15 protein-coding genes and 1 tRNA gene are annotated in these 18099 nt (G+C 37.6%); 9 read left to right on the forward strand and 7 right to left on the reverse strand.

Going from position 1 to position 18099, the window contains the following annotated elements; genetic code table 11:
- Window positions 1–14: 14 nt before the first annotated feature.
- On the reverse strand, window positions 15–2126 hold the full coding sequence (locus AC5SLP_RS07410) for a methyl-accepting chemotaxis protein (protein ID WP_495254520.1): 2112 nt from the start codon (window positions 2124–2126) through the stop codon (window positions 15–17).
- 390 nt (window positions 2127–2516) lie between these two features.
- Between AC5SLP_RS07410 and AC5SLP_RS07415 the strand changes: the two genes are divergently transcribed.
- From AC5SLP_RS07415 to AC5SLP_RS07435, 5 genes are all read left to right on the forward strand, one after another.
- On the forward strand, window positions 2517–3545 hold the full coding sequence (locus AC5SLP_RS07415; RefSeq protein ID WP_495254521.1) for an amino acid ABC transporter substrate-binding protein: 1029 nt from the start codon (window positions 2517–2519) through the stop codon (window positions 3543–3545).
- 69 nt (window positions 3546–3614) lie between these two features.
- Complete coding sequence (locus AC5SLP_RS07420) at window positions 3615–4769, forward strand: amino acid ABC transporter permease (RefSeq protein ID WP_495254522.1); 1155 nt, start codon at window positions 3615–3617, stop codon at window positions 4767–4769.
- A gap of 1 nt (window position 4770) precedes the next feature.
- Window positions 4771–5856, forward strand: a complete 1086-nt coding sequence (locus tag AC5SLP_RS07425; protein WP_495254523.1) for an amino acid ABC transporter permease — start codon at window positions 4771–4773, stop codon at window positions 5854–5856.
- Between the two features lie 8 nt (window positions 5857–5864).
- Window positions 5865–6611: an amino acid ABC transporter ATP-binding protein gene (locus tag AC5SLP_RS07430; protein ID WP_495254524.1), complete on the forward strand. Its 747-nt coding sequence runs from the start codon at window positions 5865–5867 to the stop codon at window positions 6609–6611.
- Window positions 6612–6641: 30 nt separating this feature from the next.
- Window positions 6642–7097, forward strand: coding sequence for a hypothetical protein (locus AC5SLP_RS07435; protein WP_495254525.1), 456 nt, complete (start codon window positions 6642–6644; stop codon window positions 7095–7097).
- Here AC5SLP_RS07435 and ilvA read toward each other — a convergent pair.
- Together ilvA and AC5SLP_RS07445 are read right to left on the reverse strand one after the other, a co-directional pair.
- Window positions 7094–8305: a threonine ammonia-lyase gene (gene ilvA / locus AC5SLP_RS07440; RefSeq protein WP_495254526.1), complete on the reverse strand. Its 1212-nt coding sequence runs from the start codon at window positions 8303–8305 to the stop codon at window positions 7094–7096. The two genes, AC5SLP_RS07435 and ilvA, sit on opposite strands and share 4 nt — an antisense overlap.
- The gene (locus tag AC5SLP_RS07445; protein WP_495254527.1) at window positions 8302–8739 is read right to left on the reverse strand and encodes a CoA-binding protein; all 438 of its coding nucleotides are present in this window, start codon (window positions 8737–8739) and stop codon (window positions 8302–8304) included. Before AC5SLP_RS07445 ends, ilvA begins: the two co-directional genes overlap by 4 nt.
- 192 nt (window positions 8740–8931) lie before the next feature.
- Between AC5SLP_RS07445 and AC5SLP_RS07450 the strand changes: the two genes are divergently transcribed.
- Window positions 8932–10113 (forward strand): methyl-accepting chemotaxis protein, encoded by a 1182-nt coding sequence (locus AC5SLP_RS07450; protein ID WP_495254528.1) that lies wholly within the window; start codon window positions 8932–8934, stop codon window positions 10111–10113.
- A 17-nt stretch (window positions 10114–10130) separates the two neighbouring features.
- Here AC5SLP_RS07450 and trmA read toward each other — a convergent pair whose 3' ends face one another.
- The 3 genes from trmA to AC5SLP_RS07465 are packed head-to-tail and all read right to left on the reverse strand — an operon-like array spanning window position 10131 to window position 13526.
- Window positions 10131–11234, reverse strand: coding sequence for a tRNA (uridine(54)-C5)-methyltransferase TrmA (trmA, locus tag AC5SLP_RS07455; protein ID WP_495254529.1), 1104 nt, complete (start codon window positions 11232–11234; stop codon window positions 10131–10133).
- A gap of 43 nt (window positions 11235–11277) precedes the next feature.
- Window positions 11278–11988 (reverse strand): DUF445 domain-containing protein, encoded by a 711-nt coding sequence (locus AC5SLP_RS07460; RefSeq protein WP_495254530.1) that lies wholly within the window; start codon window positions 11986–11988, stop codon window positions 11278–11280.
- A 23-nt stretch (window positions 11989–12011) separates the two neighbouring features.
- A complete protein-coding gene (locus AC5SLP_RS07465) occupies window positions 12012–13526 on the reverse strand; it encodes a B12-binding domain-containing radical SAM protein (protein ID WP_495254531.1) in 1515 nt (504 codons plus the stop codon).
- A gap of 179 nt (window positions 13527–13705) precedes the next feature.
- Here AC5SLP_RS07465 and AC5SLP_RS07470 point away from each other — a divergent pair.
- Window positions 13706–13783: transfer RNA gene (locus AC5SLP_RS07470), tRNA-Pro, on the forward strand.
- Between the two features lie 56 nt (window positions 13784–13839).
- Here AC5SLP_RS07470 and AC5SLP_RS07475 read toward each other — a convergent pair.
- A complete protein-coding gene (locus AC5SLP_RS07475; protein WP_495254532.1) occupies window positions 13840–14724 on the reverse strand; it encodes a helix-turn-helix domain-containing protein in 885 nt (294 codons plus the stop codon).
- A gap of 135 nt (window positions 14725–14859) precedes the next feature.
- Between AC5SLP_RS07475 and AC5SLP_RS07480 the strand changes: the two genes are divergently transcribed.
- Together AC5SLP_RS07480 and ppsA are read left to right on the forward strand one after the other, a co-directional pair.
- Window positions 14860–15597, forward strand: a complete 738-nt coding sequence (locus tag AC5SLP_RS07480; protein ID WP_495254533.1) for a MipA/OmpV family protein — start codon at window positions 14860–14862, stop codon at window positions 15595–15597.
- A gap of 102 nt (window positions 15598–15699) precedes the next feature.
- Window positions 15700–18084: a phosphoenolpyruvate synthase gene (gene ppsA / locus AC5SLP_RS07485; RefSeq protein ID WP_495254606.1), complete on the forward strand. Its 2385-nt coding sequence runs from the start codon at window positions 15700–15702 to the stop codon at window positions 18082–18084.
- The last annotated feature ends 15 nt before the right edge of the window (window positions 18085–18099 follow it).

Here is an 18099-nt window from a genome sequence, read left to right on the forward strand (position 1 = left end):
ATGACTTCATAGCATTAAGAGGTTTTAAACTGCCCCACAGTTTTACTCAGCGAATTGACATGGTGGGTTACACTGTCTGAAATCGTTTTAATTTGATGATTAAACCGTGTGATTTCATGCACTTCACTGGTAATTGCGTTGGCGTGATTCATCGTATTTTGTGAGTCTTCGTAGATTTTATAGACATCTTCTTTCATTGCAAGAATCACCTCTTTTTGATCCAATAAAATAGCATCTATCGTTTGTAAAGAATTTGAACCAATCTCTATTCCTTTATCAACACTGTTATTGACGTTTTGCATGCTCGCAAGCGTATCATTGACATTTTCATTAATACTATGGACAATGGATTCGATGCGCACCGTTGCTTTCTCGGTGAGTTCAGCTAATTTTCTGACCTCTTCTGCCACAACGGCAAACCCTCGTCCTTGTTCTCCTGCACGACTTGCTTCTACTGCTGCATTTAGAGAAAGTAGATTGGTTTTATCGGTAATGTCTTTAATAGTTTCTATCATAGAAGAAACGTCAGCGATATTGTGTTCGAGTGTAAAAATGATTTGCGTCGTCTCTCCTGCAATCGTTTTAATGTCTCGAATAGAGGTTTCAATAGTGCCTAGACTCGAAGCAACTTGTTGTTGTGTTTGTGCAATTTTATGGCTCATTGCATCTGCTTTTTCAACAGAATTTTGTATAAAACTATTTTGTATCTGAATATGAGAGACGATGTTTTGGATACTAACGCCAATTTGCTCAATTTTTTTACCAGTGCTGACAATCGTATTGGTAAGGTGCTGATTTAAATTGAGTAGATTAATCAAAGAAGTCTTTGTCTTTTTCAAAATCGTATCAAAGATATCGATGACACTGTTGATCCAAATAGCAGTACGTCTGTTTTCATCTTTATTAAATCGGTTAAGATCAGCTCGTTTGGTAATATCGCCGTCTCCTTCAACAAAACCTTGCAATAAAGCTCTTAATGAGGAATATTGTTTGAAAAAAGTACGTAATTCATTACCTATAAGACCAAATCCCATAGCCAAAGACAAGATGGTGATAATACCAATTTCTTGAAGGGTTGATAAAAAAGGTACGTACGTTGATATGCCAAAATAAACAGCGGGAATGAATACGCCCACAACCAGTGCCATTTTTATATAGATTTTGTGGCGTACTTGCATCATGTCATAGACTTCCAAGAGGTCTCCCTCACACATCATACCCCATTTATCTAAGCTATAAGGCAAATTAAATGTAATACCTTTTCCAATGACAGGAATGCCTCGATAATCAGGATATCCAGGATAGGCACAAAAAAGGTTTGAGCCATTTTTAATGGTATTGGCAACGCCTGGGTGCAATGAATGTGTCGCTGGGTCATTGAAGATAATTTCAAATTCGGTATGATTTTTAATAGAAATGGTGCCATTTTCTGTATGAACGCCCTCTTTTAAATTTTCGCCGAAGCTAAACGTATTGTCTTCAAAACGAGAGCGAGAAAGTGCCGTACCTGATTTGATATTTTTATTGAAATACGGTTCTATCATAAAAAGATAGTTGTCCCCTGATTCTTTAAAAATATGCCCTGCTTCTCTTTGGATAAGGTCACTCAATGTATCATTGGAAATACGAGCGATTAAAATCAATGTTTCATCATTTTGTTTGAAGCTTTTCATAAATGCTAACGTAACACGGTCATGAAAAGACGAGAATTTTGGTTTAAAACTTAAAGTATCATCATCAAGATAAGGTCCAAAAAGAAGCTGTGTCATTCCAAGATACGTATAATCAATAGCTTCACAAAAAGCACTTTCATCGTAGCGGTACTCTTTTAATGTACGATTGGCTGAGCTATAACGCACTTTTTTAGCACTATCAACAATATAGTATTCTAAGATAGTCTCACTCAGTTTTTCTTGCTCTTTTAAAATAGCAACCGTATCACTGCCCTCTTCTTCTAAAAGAGTTGATGTGTTTTCCACTTCTCTCCATGTTTCATTGGCCCATTCGATTAAGATTCGTTTGCGCGTTTGGGCAATTCCATCAAATGCAATTTCAACAGCACTTAACATAGCCCTATTTCTTAACCACTTTGGCATGAGAATACATTTATCTTTAAAAGAAAGCACGTGAAAGCTCCTTGGCATTTTGATTATTAATTAACCATTTTTGATATTATTTTTTTATAAAAGGTATCATTAGATACTTTTGTATCTATGAAGTGTACACATTGCTTTAAAAATAAATACAACATGTAAACAGATAAACTACCATATATAGGGATATTTACCGCTTTATATATTAAAAAAATAACGGAAACTATACATAAAAGCTGAAAAAGAAGTCAATCATTTTATGATTAAAAATTAATCACTAAATATTCATAATTCGCAGATTTAGGAAAGATAGAGAATCTACACACCTTTTTTGTTTGGTTAATAAATAAGCAATTTTTTCGCCAAAAAATAAATTTTAGTGTTAAAATGCTTCGTATCAACTTTTAGAAAGGAAGGAAAGATATGATGTTTTTATCTCGTACAGCTAAAATATCTTTAGCAACAATCACTGTTTTGAGCCTAGGTTCAATTACCCTTAATGCTGATACTCTCAGCGAAGTACAAAAGCAAGGTTTTGTCAAATGTGGTGTTGATGGAGGACTACCAGGGTTCTCTGAAGTAGGCAGTGATGGTATATATAGAGGTATCGATGTTGATATATGTAGAGCAGTTGCTGCTGCTGTATTTGGCGATGCAAAAAAAGTCAAATATGTAGCATTAAACGCAAAAGAGAGATTAACAGCGCTTCAATCAGGCGAAATCGATATGCTTTCTCGTAATACAACATGGACTGAAACCAGAGACACATCTTTAGGTTTAAGTTTTGCTGGTGTAAATTACTATGATGGTCAAGGTTTTATGGTGACCAAAAAGTTGGGCGTTAAAAGTGCAAAAGAACTCGATGGTGCATCTATTTGTCTTCAAACAGGTACAACAACAGAATTAAATGTTGCGGATTATTTTAGAAGCAATAAAATGAAATACAAATTGGTCTCATATGATACCAATGACCAAGTTGTCAAAGCGTATGAAAGTGGAAGATGTGATGTTCTAACATCAGATCAATCACAACTTTATGGTTTGAGAATCAAACTTGCAAAACCAGATGAGTCTATTGTTCTTCCAGAAGTTATTTCTAAAGAGCCATTAGGACCGGTTGTTCGTAAAGGCGATGGTAAATGGTTTGATATCGTAAGATGGTCTTTTTATGCAATGCTTACAGCTGAAGAAGCGGGTGTGACAAGCAAAAACGTTGATGCAATGCTTAAAACAGACAATCCAGATGTGAGACGTCTTTTAGGTGTTGAAGGTCAAATGGGTGAAAATTTAGGTCTTAAAAAAGATTTTGCCTACAATATTATCAAACAAGTTGGTAATTATGGTGAAGCTTTTGAAGCAACCGTTGGTGAAGGATCACCTCTTAAAATTAAAAGAGGTTATAACGCTCTTTGGACAAAAGGCGGCTTACAATACGCACCTCCATTTAGATAATAGAGATTTGTAACAAAATCATACTGAGGGTAGCTTTGTCTGCCCTCGATTTTATTTTAAAGGACGAGTATGTTAGCACTTTTGAGAAATCAAAAGATTAGAGGAATTCTTTTCCAGCTTTTAACGGTTATTGGCTTGGTTGCTTTTTTGTGGTATATTGGAACCAACACAGTCGCCAATATAGAACAAAGAGGCATTCAAACAGGTTTTGGGTTTTTACAAGGAACGGCTGGATTTGGTATTGATCAATCTCCTATTCCCTACACAGAAGAAGATACACACGGACGTGTATTTATTGTTGGTTTACTAAATACCATCATTATCACGGTTGTCGGTATTATCTTTTCGACATTAGTTGGATTGATAATCGGTGTTTTAAGGCTTTCTAGCAACTGGCTCATTGCAAAACTTGCTAAAGCTTATATTGATTTTTTCAGAAATATTCCATTGTTGCTCCAAATTCTCTTTTGGTATAACGTTGTACTGCGTTCTATGCCTAGTCCAAAACAGAGTTTCAATTTCTTTGATATTATTTTTGTAAATAATAGAGGACTCTATTTCCCTTTACCCAATTACAATACAACTTTTTTCGTCATGTTGGCCAGTTTAGTGATCGCCATACTTTGTGGCTTTGTTTTAAATAAATGGGCGAATAAGCGTAAAGAAAAGACAGGAAATGATTTTTTTGTTTTGCCATGGGCTCTTGGCATGGTCATCCTTTTTCCTATTATTGGTTATTTTTTAAGTGGCGCTAACCTTCATTTTAGTTATCCCGAATTAAGAGGTTTTAATTTTAAAGGTGGTAAAACGCTCTCTCCAGAGTTTCTCGCCCTTGCCTTTGCTCTAACCATTTATACAGCAACATTCATTGCCGAGGCTGTTCGTTCTGGTATTGAAGCTGTGGGACATGGACAAAAAGAAGCCGCCGCTTCTATGGGTTTTAGCCCGTATCAATCATTAAAATTAGTTGTCTTACCGCAAGCTATTCGTATCGCTATTCCTCCTATTATCAATCAATATTTAAATCTTATGAAAAACTCCTCATTGGCAACGGCTGTTGGGTATCCTGAGATTGTTACCGTTTTTGCGGGAACATCTTTAAATCAGGTAGGACAAGCCATTGAAATTATTGCCATGACAATGTTGGTTTATCTAATTTTTAGTCTTTTAGTTTCGGCTTTACTGAACTGGTTTAACCATAAAATGAAAATAAAGGAGCGTTAAGATGGCTGTTTATGAAAAAAAACAAGAACGTAAAGCTCCTTCAAGCACAAAAGGCCTTACGTATTGGGTGCGTGAGAATCTTTTTTCAACACCTTTAAATGTCGCATTAACCCTATTAGGCATTACCCTACTGGCATGGGTGATTCCTCCATTTATCAAATGGGCATACATTAATGCTAACTTCGCAGGAACAACACGTGAAGATTGTGTCAGTGGTGGTGCATGTTGGGTGTTTATTCGTATGAAAATTGATATGTTCATGTATGGATTTTATCCTTCGGAATTTAGATGGCGTGTTAATAGTGTTTATGCACTTTTTATTGTGCTTATAGCACTTTTCCGTTACCTTAAAAGCCCAATTGTTAAATTGGTTATTGCGCATATTTATTTTATCGCAGGTTTTATTTTGGTGCATGGTGGTTTATTTGGACTTACTGTTGTACCAACCGATAAATGGGGTGGTTTGATGCTGACCATTATGGTTGCGGCTGTTGGCATTGTCTCCGCATTTCCTATTGGCGTTATCTTAGCGCTTGGAAGGGCTTCTCATCTTCCTATTATTAGAAGCATCAGCGTCACTTACATTGAATTTATCAGAGGTGTACCACTGATTACAATTTTATTTATGTCTTCGGTTATTTTGCCACTCTTTTTTCCTGAAGGGATGACATTTGATAAATTATTGCGTGCACTGATTGGTATTGCTATGTTTGAAGCTGCTTATATTGCTGAGAACATCCGCGGTGGGCTTCAATCCATTCCAAAAGGACAATATGAAGCGGCAGATGCTATTGGATTTTCCTATTGGCAGAAGATGTTTTTAATTATTTTACCCCAGGCGTTAAAAGTTGCGATTCCAAATCTTGTAGGCGTTTCAATTGCTCTTTTCCAAGACACGACCTTGGTCTTAATTATTGGTTTGTTCGATCTTTTAGCGATGGTACGTTTAAGCGCTGCTGATTCATATTGGTTAGGATATGAAACAGAAGGTTATGTATTTGTAACTTTTATCTTTTGGTTCTTTTGTTACATGATGTCAAACTTTAGCCAAAAGCTTGAAAAACGATTTAATACAAATTTGAGATAGGATAGAAGATGAAAGAGAGAAAAGAGATTATTGAAATTAAAAATTTAAACAAGTGGTATGGTGATTTCCACGTTTTAAAAGATGTAAATTTAGATGTCAAAAAAGGTGAAATTATCGTTGTGTGTGGACCATCGGGTTCTGGTAAATCAACGCTGATTCGTTGTATCAATTACCTTGAGCAGTTTCAAGAAGGAAGTATTAGCGTTGATGGAATTGATTTAAGTAATGATGTTAAAAAGATTAAAGCTATTCGTGAAGAAGTGGCGATGGTTTTCCAACACTTTAATCTTTTCCCCCATCTTACGATTTTAGACAACCTAACACTTGCGCCTATTTGGGTGAAAAAAATGCCACGTAAAGAAGCTGAAGCGATGGCGATGAAATATTTAGAGCGTGTTGGCATTGCCAATCAAGCACACAAATATCCAAATCAACTCTCTGGTGGACAACAACAACGTGTTGCTATTGCACGTAGTTTGTGTAAAAATCCAAAAATTATGCTTTTTGATGAGCCAACATCAGCACTTGACCCTGAAATGGTTGCCGAAGTTTTGGATGTTATGATAGAATTAGCGCAAGAAGATAAAACCATGGTATGTGTAACACATGAAATGGGTTTTGCTAAAAAAGTAGCCGATAGAATTATCTTTATGGATGCAGGGCAGATTGTTGAAGAAAATACACCTGAAGAATTTTTTCAAAATCCAGAATCAGATCGTCTTAAACTCTTCTTGGAGCAAATTTTATCGCACTAAAATGGTTTTACATGTAAGGAGTTTTGAATTATGGAGCAGCTGATTCCCGTTTTGATGATTGTTGCAATGGTGGCTTTTGTGATGATAAAACAAATTGGTAAACTCACCAATAAACTGGATGTCATGCAAGAAAGCACTTCGTATGATCGTTATGCGAGATTTTCTGCGATTATTCAAGAACATGTGCGCAGTATCAAACAAAGTTTAGATAGTTCTAAAGAGGTAGAAGTCCGTCCTTATGTCTTATTACAGGGCAAAGATGAGTCAAACGCTTTGGAAGAACTTTCTAATTTTATTCGTAAGCTTGTCTTTTTTGAAACGATGATGGCTAAACAAAAAAGCGCACGTGAAATTGAAGCTGAACTTTTTGATGTTCTTAATAGCCTCGAAATATTTTTGAAGAATTCATGTGAAAATGGAGAAGCTCTCTCTGATGAATTAAGAGAGAGCCTTTTAAAAGCATATGAAGCATTAGACGAGGACTAAACCTCTTCTTTAAATGGATATTTTGCTTCAGTCAATAAAGCCCTAATTTTAGCTTGATGTTCAATCCCTTTTGTCTCTAGGATAATCGTAATTTGTGCATCACCATAAGACAATTTTGTGGAAAAACGGTCATAATCAATTTGAATAATATTTGCGTTGGCATTTTTAAATAGGTCTGTCAGTTGCATCAGTGCTCCTGGCTTGTCAATAAGTGTAATCACCAACTTCATCTTACGATGTGATTTAATTAAACCTTTTTCAATAATAATTGAAAGCACTTGAACGTCTATATTTCCACCGCTTAAAACAGCTCCGATTTTCGTGTTTTTATCAAAAGCAAATTTTTGATGCATAATGGCCGCTACGCTTGCCGCACCACCACCTTCAACAACCAATTTTTGTCGTTCTAGCAAAAATAAAATGGCAGAAGCTATCTCTTCATCATCCACCATGACCACATCATCGACGCACTCTAAAATATGCGCTAAATTACTTTCACTGACATCACGAACAGCGATACCATCGGCAATAGTGCGAACGCTGTGCGAGTTGATGGCTTTTTTAGCGTGAAAAGACTCATACATTGCAGGAGCACCTTTAGCACAAACACCGATCACTTTAATCTTAGGGTCAATTTGTTTAATTGCCGAACTCATACCACTGATGAGCCCTCCTCCACCAATAGGAATGACCACAACATCAAGGTCGTTGATTTCATCAATCATCTCTAAAGCAACGGTACCTTGTCCTGCAATTACTTTTTCATCTTCAAAGGGGTGAATAAACGTCTGTCCATGTTTTTTAGCATAAGACATTGCATACGCATAGGCTTCATCATAATTATCGCCTTTGAGAATGACTTCTGCTCCTAATGCTTTGGTGCCAGAGACTTTGAGAAGTGGAGTCGCTTCAGGCATAACAATGGTCGCTTTAATGCCAAAGCTACGCGCACTGTACGCAACGCCTTGTGCATGGTTTCCCGCACTAGCGGCAATAACACCACATTTGCGCTCATCTTGGGATAGTGAAGCGATTTTATTGTACGCACCTCTTAGTTTATAAGCACCTGTCACTTGTAGATTTTCTTTTTTTAAGTACACACTTGCACCCACTTCTTCGCTTAAAAGTGGTGCAATGGCACATGGTGTTTGCGTGACGACTGAACTGATTTGTCTTTTTGCTTTTACGATTTCACTGAGCGCTATCATTGTCTTTTTAACCTTCCGTATTCTATTTTAGTACATCTATTTTGGACACATAAGAGTCCATTCTCTTTGGCTTTTTGGCACGCTTGGTTATTGACAATACCAAGTTGCAACCAAAATACTTTCACATCTCCTCGTTGCAATACCTCTTCAATGAGAGCATCAGCAATTTCGGGCTTACGAAACATATCTACCATATCAATTTTTTCTTCGATTTCTAGAATAGACCGATAGACTTTTTCGCCTAAAATCGTCTCTTCTTTAGGATAGATGGGATAAATTTTAAATCCCTGTTCTTGGAGAAAACGCCCAACTTTATGACTGTCTTTTTCTGGATCGGGTGAGAGTCCAATAATGGCAATACTCTTACACATCGAAAAGATGTCTTGCATGATGGTGTCATCATTAATACTAATATTTGGGATTTCGCATTCCATATTGGCTCCTTGTAAAAAATTTAAGCGGAAAGTATAACACAGTATAACTTTTGTCGCGATTATCCATGGTTTTAGAAATATTTTTTTGTTATAATCAAAATGAGACGAGTGCGACGATTATTTGTCATGTAGATATTGGTATGCGTGTGTTATAATCGGCGCATTTTAAATTTTGAACTATAAGGATAATAAATGTTTCTCAATGCTATTAGCATCAAGACAAAAGGTTGGATACTCGCACTTGCTACAGTTTTTGGATTTATGGGAAACACGATATTGGTCTTTTTTTTACTCGAAGGGACTAATCGCCTTATTTTAGTGTCAGGCTCTATTTTAGGTATGATTTTTTTCTTCATTTTTACACGTATTATGACACTCAGTATTTCACGTTCTATTGATATGCTTTCAAATATTACTTACGATTTGGCACAAGGAAGTGGAGATTTAACCAAGCGTATAGCAATTAATTCAAAAGATGAGATAGCAGAGCTTTCTTCTAATATCAATAACTTTATTGACAAGATTCATCAAACCGTTGTTGCCTCTACCCTCTCGGCGAAAGAGAGTACAACCATGGCCGATCAATTTTCAACTGTTTCAAAAACAATTGAAAAACGCATTGTCGATGAGCTGAGTTTTGTAAAAACGACTAAAGATTTGGGTGATGCTATGAAAATGGAATTAGAGCAGACCACACTAAGCGCCACACGCACCAGTGAAGAGATTTTAGTGGCATCTCAAACCCTGCATTCAACAGCTCAAGAGATACAAAATCTTGTTTTTGATATTCAAAAAGCTTCCGAAGTTGAGTCTTTAACCTCCGATAGACTCAATCAACTCAGTAGCGATGCCAATCAAGTGAAAAACGTTTTAACGGTCATTGCCGATATTGCAGACCAAACAAATCTTTTAGCCCTTAATGCCGCCATTGAGGCAGCACGTGCGGGTGAGCATGGACGCGGGTTCGCTGTTGTTGCGGATGAAGTGCGTAATTTAGCAGAAAGAACACAACGAAGTCTCTCAGAGATTAATACAACCATCAGTGTTATTGTTCAAAATATCATTGATGCCAGTGGTCAAATGAACGAAAATTATAAATTTATTGAAAAAATTGCGGCAAATTCTGAAGACGTTGAAGGTAAAATCAGCACAACAGAAGAGGTGATTAAACAAGCATCTATCGCATCATCCAATGCTTCTGCCGTATCTCAAAAACTTTCAAGCGATACAGGAATGATTTTACAAAATATTGCTCAAATGTACGATGTCTCATTGCAAAACAGCAATAATATCAAAGAACTGAACAGTGCATCTGGCAATTTACTAAAGCAAGCCAGTGAACTCTCATCCAAACTAGCACAATTTAAAATCTAGCCTTTACATGTAAAAGGCTAGAGACGCTTTAAAATAACGCCTGATTCTAAGTGCTCGGTGTTAGGAAACTGGTCAAACAAAGCAAAGTGCTCGATGCTAAAATGGCGTGTTAATACATCAAGGTCACGTTTAAGGGTGTGGGGATTACACGAGATATAAATGATGTTTTCAAATTGCGAAATAAACGCTAGACTTGCTTCATCCATCCCAGAACGGGGTGGATCAACAAACACATGGCTAAATTGATACGCTTCTAAATCAACCTCTTTAAGGCGGTTAAACTCACGTTCTTTTTTTAAGGCAGAAGTGAGCTCTTCAGCACTCATCCGCAAAAATGTAATGTTATGGACGTTGTTGAGTTCACAATTGAGCAATGCTGATTTTATCGACGTTTTAGAGATTTCTGTTGCAAGCACTTTTTGAAATTGGCATGCGAGAGGAATAGTAAAATTACCATACCCACAGTAGAGTTCTAAAAGGTCTTCGCAGTTGGTGAGATGACTGAGCACCCATGAAATCATGGTTTGATTCATCGCTCGATTGGGTTGCGAAAAACCACCTTCAATGATGTGATAACAATAGGGCTTTCCTTTGATTTCAAAGCGTTCTTCGACAAAATCGTTGGAGAGAACACGTTTGACTCCCCTACTACGCCCAATCACAAAAATATCAAAGCGCTTTTCCAAAGCTTTTGCCTCATTATCCCACGCCTCGTCTAATGGCTTATGGTAAATGAGTGTCACCAAAAGGTGTTCAGACGAGGTTAAAAACTCAATGGAAAAAAGACGCTCTCTTAAGAGAGGAGATGATTCAAGTGCCTGAAGCAGGCGTGGCATTAGCGCATCAATTCTTTTTTCGACTTTAGGACAGGTATCAATACAAATCGTACTTTTCTTATCCATAGCACCCATTGCATAACTAAGGGTATCGCCATTTTTCCAGATACGAAATTCAGCGCGTGACCTGTAATGCGATTCATTGGAGGTGAAGAACTCAAACTCTTTTACATGTAAAGGTTCATAAAGTGCCGCTATTTCAGCTTTTTTGTATGTAATTTGCTCTTCATAATTTAAATGATAAAGCGAACAACTGCCACATTTTCCAAAATAACCACACTCCATTGCATCCCTTTTTCTGTAAAATTATATGTAAAATTATTTGTATTTATAAAACAACGCTTGAAAGAAGCCCTATGATACCACCAAACACACCACCCCAAACGACAAGCCAACCAAGATGTTCTTGAATAAAATTCTGAACAATCTCTTTGACCATTTTAGGTGTCAGCTCATCGAGCCTTGCATCAATCATCGTTTCAATACTCCCAAGCATATCTCCACTAAGTGATGATTTTTGTATATTACTAGCAATTTTTTGTTGAAATACATCACTTTGTGTGATTTCAGTGATAGAATGTTTCAGTTTTTCACTAAAAGGTGTACGAAGGCCCTCTAATGCGCTTGCACCGCCGAACATACCGAGCATACCTCCAAAAGAAGACTCCATTACCGTTTTAGTAAGGGCATCAAAGGCAGGCGAGAAATCGACTTCAGCAATAATCGGCGTTAAATCGAGCTTTTGTTCTTCTTGTGCGAAAAAAGCATCCAGTTGTGTTTTGGTAAAAAACTGTTCCATCATCAAGTTTTTTATAGAGGTCTTAAACGCTTCAAATTGCAATTCGATGACACCACTGCCATAAAAAAGAGGAACTTTTTCAAAGAGCATATGGATTGCAATCTGATTGGTGATAGCGCCTGAGAGCGCAAACAAACCTGCTAAAAGTGCCCAATGGGCATAAGGCTCTGGAATAAAATAGGCAATGCCAACAAGGGCAACGCTTAGAATGTCCGTCATGAAACTTTTTGTAATGTGCATGTGTTCTCCTAAAAAAATCGCCATTATAATGAAGAATGTTTTAACTGGCGTTTATTTGCTTTAATGGTTGTCTCTTTTTGGGCTTCTCTTGGTACATAATTATCACGCAAAAATGAGGGAAGTTTACGCCCACGACACGTCATAATATCTTCAATCATCATCTGTTTTATCTCCTCTTCTGCGTAATGCATTTGCTGTGTAAGATAGCGAAAAATAAGTTCTGCCAATCGGTCTAATGCAATCTGCCATGTTGATTCCGTTTCACCATATAACCACTCGCTAAACGCTGAAAAGCCATCGTACACTTTGCCCTCTTTCCAAAGCAGTGTCGCGATATGCTTAAAATTGCCACTGTTATAGACCATATCCCAAAAACGTGCAAAACGTTTCATCTTTTGCATCTGCGCAAAAGAAATCAGGTCATTTTGCAAAATATCATAAGGTGGTTTGTCGCAATATTTCATGCCGTAGATTTCATCATGGCGAGACAAAGTCGTACCAGAGAGTTTTTTTAAGATACCGATTTGAATTTCGCATTTGGTGAGGCTATACAGTTTATCTAAATTGCGCCCGAATCCGTCCACGCTTTCTCCTGGAAGGCCGACAATCAAATCGACATGTAAGTGTGCATGTGTCTCATTTTGTAAAAAAGCAAGATTGTCTTCAATCTTGGCAATATTGAGTCGTCTATGGATGTTTTTTGAAATTTCAGGGTCTAATGTTTGAATACCGACTTCAAGTTGCAATGCCGCGGGCGGGAACTGTGCTATTTTTTCACGAAGCACTGTTGGAAAATGGTCGGGAATCACTTCAAAATGGACAAAATACTCTTCTTTTTTGGCTAAAAAATAATCCAACAGTTTCGTGGCATTTTCAATACTAAGATTAAACGTTCTATCAATAAATTTAAAATTTCGGACTCCTCGTTGCCAGAGTGTTTCTAGCTCTGTTAAAAAGCGTTCAATCTCCAAATCGCGCACTTTTTTATCAATCGAAGAGAGACAGAATTCACAGGTAAAAGGACATCCACGGCTTGCTTCCACATAGCAGTAACGATGCTTAATGTCATGGTCGCTGTAATACGCATACGGCAATTTAATGGCATTAAAATTGACCATCGGCGCTTTAATAACTCTTTTTTCAGGTTTTTCATTGGCAAGTAATTGCTTGCAAAGCTCATAAAAAGCAACATCGCCTTCACCTTGAATGATAAAGTCTGCTCCGCTAAAATCAACACGGTGAGGAAAATGGCTCGCTTCAGGTCCTCCTAAAATAATCAGTGTTTGAGGAGAAACTTTTTTTAAAATCGCAATCAGTTCAGAGACATCCAGTGCATTCCAAATATAAGCGCCAATGCCTACAATTTTAGGGGAATATTTTAAAATTTGTTCAACCGAATCGGCGACAGAAGCGTTAATGACAAATTCAAGGATATGCGCTTTTTCTTGCAACTCTTCAAGGTTGGCAAAGAGATAACGTAGCGCAATAGAGGTATGCGTGTAACGTGCATTAAAGGTTGTGAGAATAATATCTTTCATTAAAAACCATTTTGTTTTATTTTTATTATAGTGAATTTTTTTAGTGAACTGGGTTAAATGAGTGTGGGGTAAAAAGCAATGATGAAAAGAGATATCGCGCAAAAATATTGGATAAAAAACCATTTTACTAATAAAACTTTTGGGTTAGCTTTGTTAAAATCCTCATTCTTTAAATGTGTCGGGGCGTAGCGCAGCCTGGCTAGCGCGCTACCTTGGGGTGGTAGAGGTCGCGTGTTCGAATCACGTCGCTCCGACCATTTTTAGTAAGAGTACTTTTCTCTATTTTCCTTCATTGTATCTTCACTATTTGTGTTCACCAAAGCCAAGAAAGCGGTATTTTTTCCCTAAACGTATGAAAATAATAAGAAGGCGTGAGCCCCGTAAATTTTTTAAACTCTTTAATAAAATGGGTCTGATCAAAATAATCACACTGGTAAGCGATGGAAACAAATTTGAGATCGGTTTCGCCTTTGAGTACCGTCTTGTTTATCTGCCTTAACGCTTTAATAAAACGCCTATTGTTATGAATATGTTTAAATGATTCACCAAAGACCTCAAGATACTGCTTTTGAATCCACCGCTCGCTAAAACCACACTCTTGCGACAGTAGCTTTAGAGATGAATAATCGTGTCCATGCATGAGATACGTTGAGATATCTTTTTTTGCAAAGTGTTTCTGGGAGAGTCGTTTCATGAAGTAGCGCTCAAAAACATCAATCATCTCTTCTCCTGTTTGCCTAGACTCCAACTCTTCAAATAGGAGCTGTCCTTCGTATTCTCCCCAAATATCGTTGATACTTAAATCTTCATTTTTAATATCAAAAGGCGAAATGCCAAATACTTCATACAAAACATGAGGATGAAGTGTTACTTTAAAACTTTTAACGAGCCTTTTGGAGGACACACTCTTTTTTTGAAAAAAGTCCATCCATGTCCCAATGCCACTTTTAACATACGTTCCTTTATCAATATCAAGCGGCGTATTGCCCTCCTCAATCACTTCACTCAAGCTGCCATAAAAATCAAAGACAAATTGCGTCATAAAGGAGGGGAAAAAGCGCGTGATATACTGTTCTTGCATATCGTCTACTTCACTGATGATATAAACGTATGAATGAATATAAGCACAAAGGGATGGGTTTTGTGGAAATGCTTTTGCATAATCGCCATAAGGCGGCATTCCCGTATCTTCAAACATTTTTTTCCTTAAAAGCAAGAAATAACGCGCTTATTATATACTAAATCCAGCGAGAGAAAGTTCGTTTTTTTACTATAAAAGAGGCAACACTCTTCTATAAAATAGTCGCGTTAAATTACTACGGAGATGAAAGAGATGAACAAAAAATTGATACTCGTGTCTTGTATTGTGCTGACAAACCTTTGTGCGGCTGATGAGCCTTCCTTTCAAATCGGTCTAGGTGTCGCTACAAGCACCAGTCCGTACAAAGGTATTTCAAACGTTACGATTCCTTTGCCTGATATTGAGCTGACGTATGAGAGCCTTTTTATTGAGGGCATCACTGTGGGCTATAACGTTTACGATACAAAAAAATTGCAAATAGGAGCGGTATTACTTCCATCACTTTTAGGATATAAAAGTAATGACAGTGACTCTTTAAAAGGAATGAAAAATCGCAATATGTCATTAGAAGGCGGTCTGAGATTAAAATATAATTTTGAGAATAGCTATATCACCAGTACGATTTCAAGGGACATCAGCGACACCACAGACGGATATAGTTTTAATACAGCTTATAATTACACGCTGTTTGAGACGGAAAATGCTGGATTGTCTGTTTATGCAGGTTTTGAGTACTTAAGCGATAAGAAAAGCAACTATTATTATGGCGTTAAAGCTTCAGAAGCGACTTTGGCACGCCCTTATTATCATGCTGATGGTGCACTGAACACCTACATTGGTTTAACACAAATCTTTGCTTTTAGCCAAACCTGGTCCATAATTGCAAATGTGGAATATACTCGGTTTGATAATACGATTTACAAAAGTCCTATTGTGAATGAGCATTATCAACTTGCAGGGTATTTATCTCTCTTGTATCGTTTTTTATGAAGGTGCAAAAGAACACTCGAATGAATTACATGTAATATTTTACAGCAACCTTGATTCTATTTTGTGCTACCATTGGTATAACTTTTCTTATGGGAGGTTATGATGCGTTATATTCGTTTTTTTAACGAACTTCAAATTGGTGATATTCCCCTAGTTGGTGGCAAAAATGCGAGTCTTGGTGAGATGTACCAAAAATTATCCACAAAAGGTATCTTAGTTCCTTATGGATTTGCGACGACCAGTGATGCCTATTATTTGTTACTAAATGAAAATGGTCTCGGAGAAAAAATCAAAAACATACTCAATGATTTTGATTGTACCGATACACAATGTTTGCAAGAAAAAGGGCTTGCTATACGTACCCTTTTTCAACAAGCGACTCTGCCTAAAGTATTGGTCGATGAAATATTGGTCGCCTATGCCCAACTCTCTTCGTTGTATAGTGCGACTAATATCGATGTTGCCGTGCGCTCTTCAGGAACGGCAGAAGATTTGCCCGATGCAAGCTTCGCAGGACAGCAAGAGACGTTTTTAAACATTCATAATGCAGAACAGCTCCTCAAATGCATTCAAGAATGTTATGTTTCATTGTTTACAGATCGTGCGATTAGTTATCGTGATAGTAGAGGGTTTGACCATTTAAAAGTCGCTCTTTCTATTGGTGTCCAAAAGATGGCACGAAGTGACCTTGCTAGTAGCGGTGTTATGTTTACCATCGATACCGAAAGTGGTTCTGAAAACCTGATATTGATTAATTCTATTTTTGGCTTGGGTGAAAATGTTGTCAGCGGTAAAGTCAATGCCGATGAATTTTTTGTCTTTAAGCCGACACTCAAAGACGGGTATCAAACGATTATTAAACGTAGTTTGGGGAGCAAAAAAGAGAAGATGCTTTATGATGCATCTAACCATACCCACAACGTTGCGACAAGCGAAGATGAGCAAACCTCTTTTTCCATTACCGATGATGAAGTGATTTCTCTTGCAAAGCAAGCGATGATTATTGAAGAGCATTATGGCTGTCCTATGGATATTGAATGGGCGAAAGATGGACTCGATGGCAAACTTTACATCGTACAAGCACGACCAGAGACGGTTCAAAGTAAACAAGACAACAGTATCAGGATTGAAAAGTATTCGTTAGATGAAACAAAAAATTTACATGTATTAACCACAGGTCGCGCTGTGGGCGATAAGATAGGCAGCGGTACGGTTAAAGTCATTCATAACACATCAGAATTTAGGTTCTTTAGAGCCGGCGATATTTTAGTCGCAGATACTACAACTCCCGATTGGGAACCTATTATGAAAAAGGCTTCTGCTGTCATTACCAATCGTGGTAGTAGAACCTGTCATGCCGCCATTGTCGCTCGTGAAATTGGTGTTCCTGCTGTGGTAGGATGTGCCAATGCCACCGATGTTTTGCGAAACGAGCAAAAGGTAACCGTCTGCTGTGCACAAGGCGATGAAGGCTACGTGTACGAAGGCGAGCTTGCTTTTACATGTAAAACATTGGACTTTAGCACGTTAAAGGAAACCAAGACAAAATTGATGATGAATGTTGGCAATCCAAATGAAGCACTGCACTTTGCGCAAATGCCTAATGATGGTGTGGGACTGGCTCGCATGGAGTTCATTATGACGCACTCTATCAATGCACATCCAATGGCACTTGTCAATATGCACAAGCGCAAGCATGTGGATGATGAAAGAGCTATTCGCTCTTTTATGCGTCCTTACAGTGACCCAAAAGAGTTTTTTGTTCAAAAAATTAGCGAAGGTGTCGGAATGATAGCCGCGGCATTTTATCCTAAGCCCGTTGTGATTCGTACCAGTGATTTTAAAAGCAACGAGTACCGTAATATGCCAGGAGGGCTTGCGTATGAAGCACTTGAAGAAAACCCAATGATAGGTTTTCGTGGCGCCAGTCGTTATTATGATGATAGCTACAAAGAGGCGTATGCCTGGGAATGTGAAGCGCTAAAGCGGGTGCGAGACGATATGGGACTTACCAATGTCAAAATTATGATTCCCTTTGTCAGAACACCAGAAGAAGGCAAAAAAGTCATTGCAATTATGAATGAACAAGGATTGATTCAAGGTCAAAATGGACTTGAAATTTACGCAATGTGTGAAATACCGGCGAATGTTATTTTAGCCGATGAATTTCTTGAGATTTTTGATGGTTATTCCATAGGCTCGAACGATTTGACACAATTAACTTTGGGTGTGGATAGAGAAAGCGGTCAAATAGCGCATATCTTTGATGAGCGGAATTTAGCCGTTACCCGGATGCTTGCTATGGCCATTAAAGCATGCAATGAGCGGAAAAAATACATTGGTATCTGCGGGCAAGCACCTTCTGATTATCCTGAAATCACAGAGTTTTTAGTGACAAATGGCATTCACTCAATTTCCCTGAATCCAGATTCTTTATATAAAATGCATGAAGTCGTAAGTCATCTGGAAAAGAAATTAAAAAAATAGGAGACCACATACTGT

Source organism: Sulfurospirillum sp. E15m, from assembly GCF_059415145.1.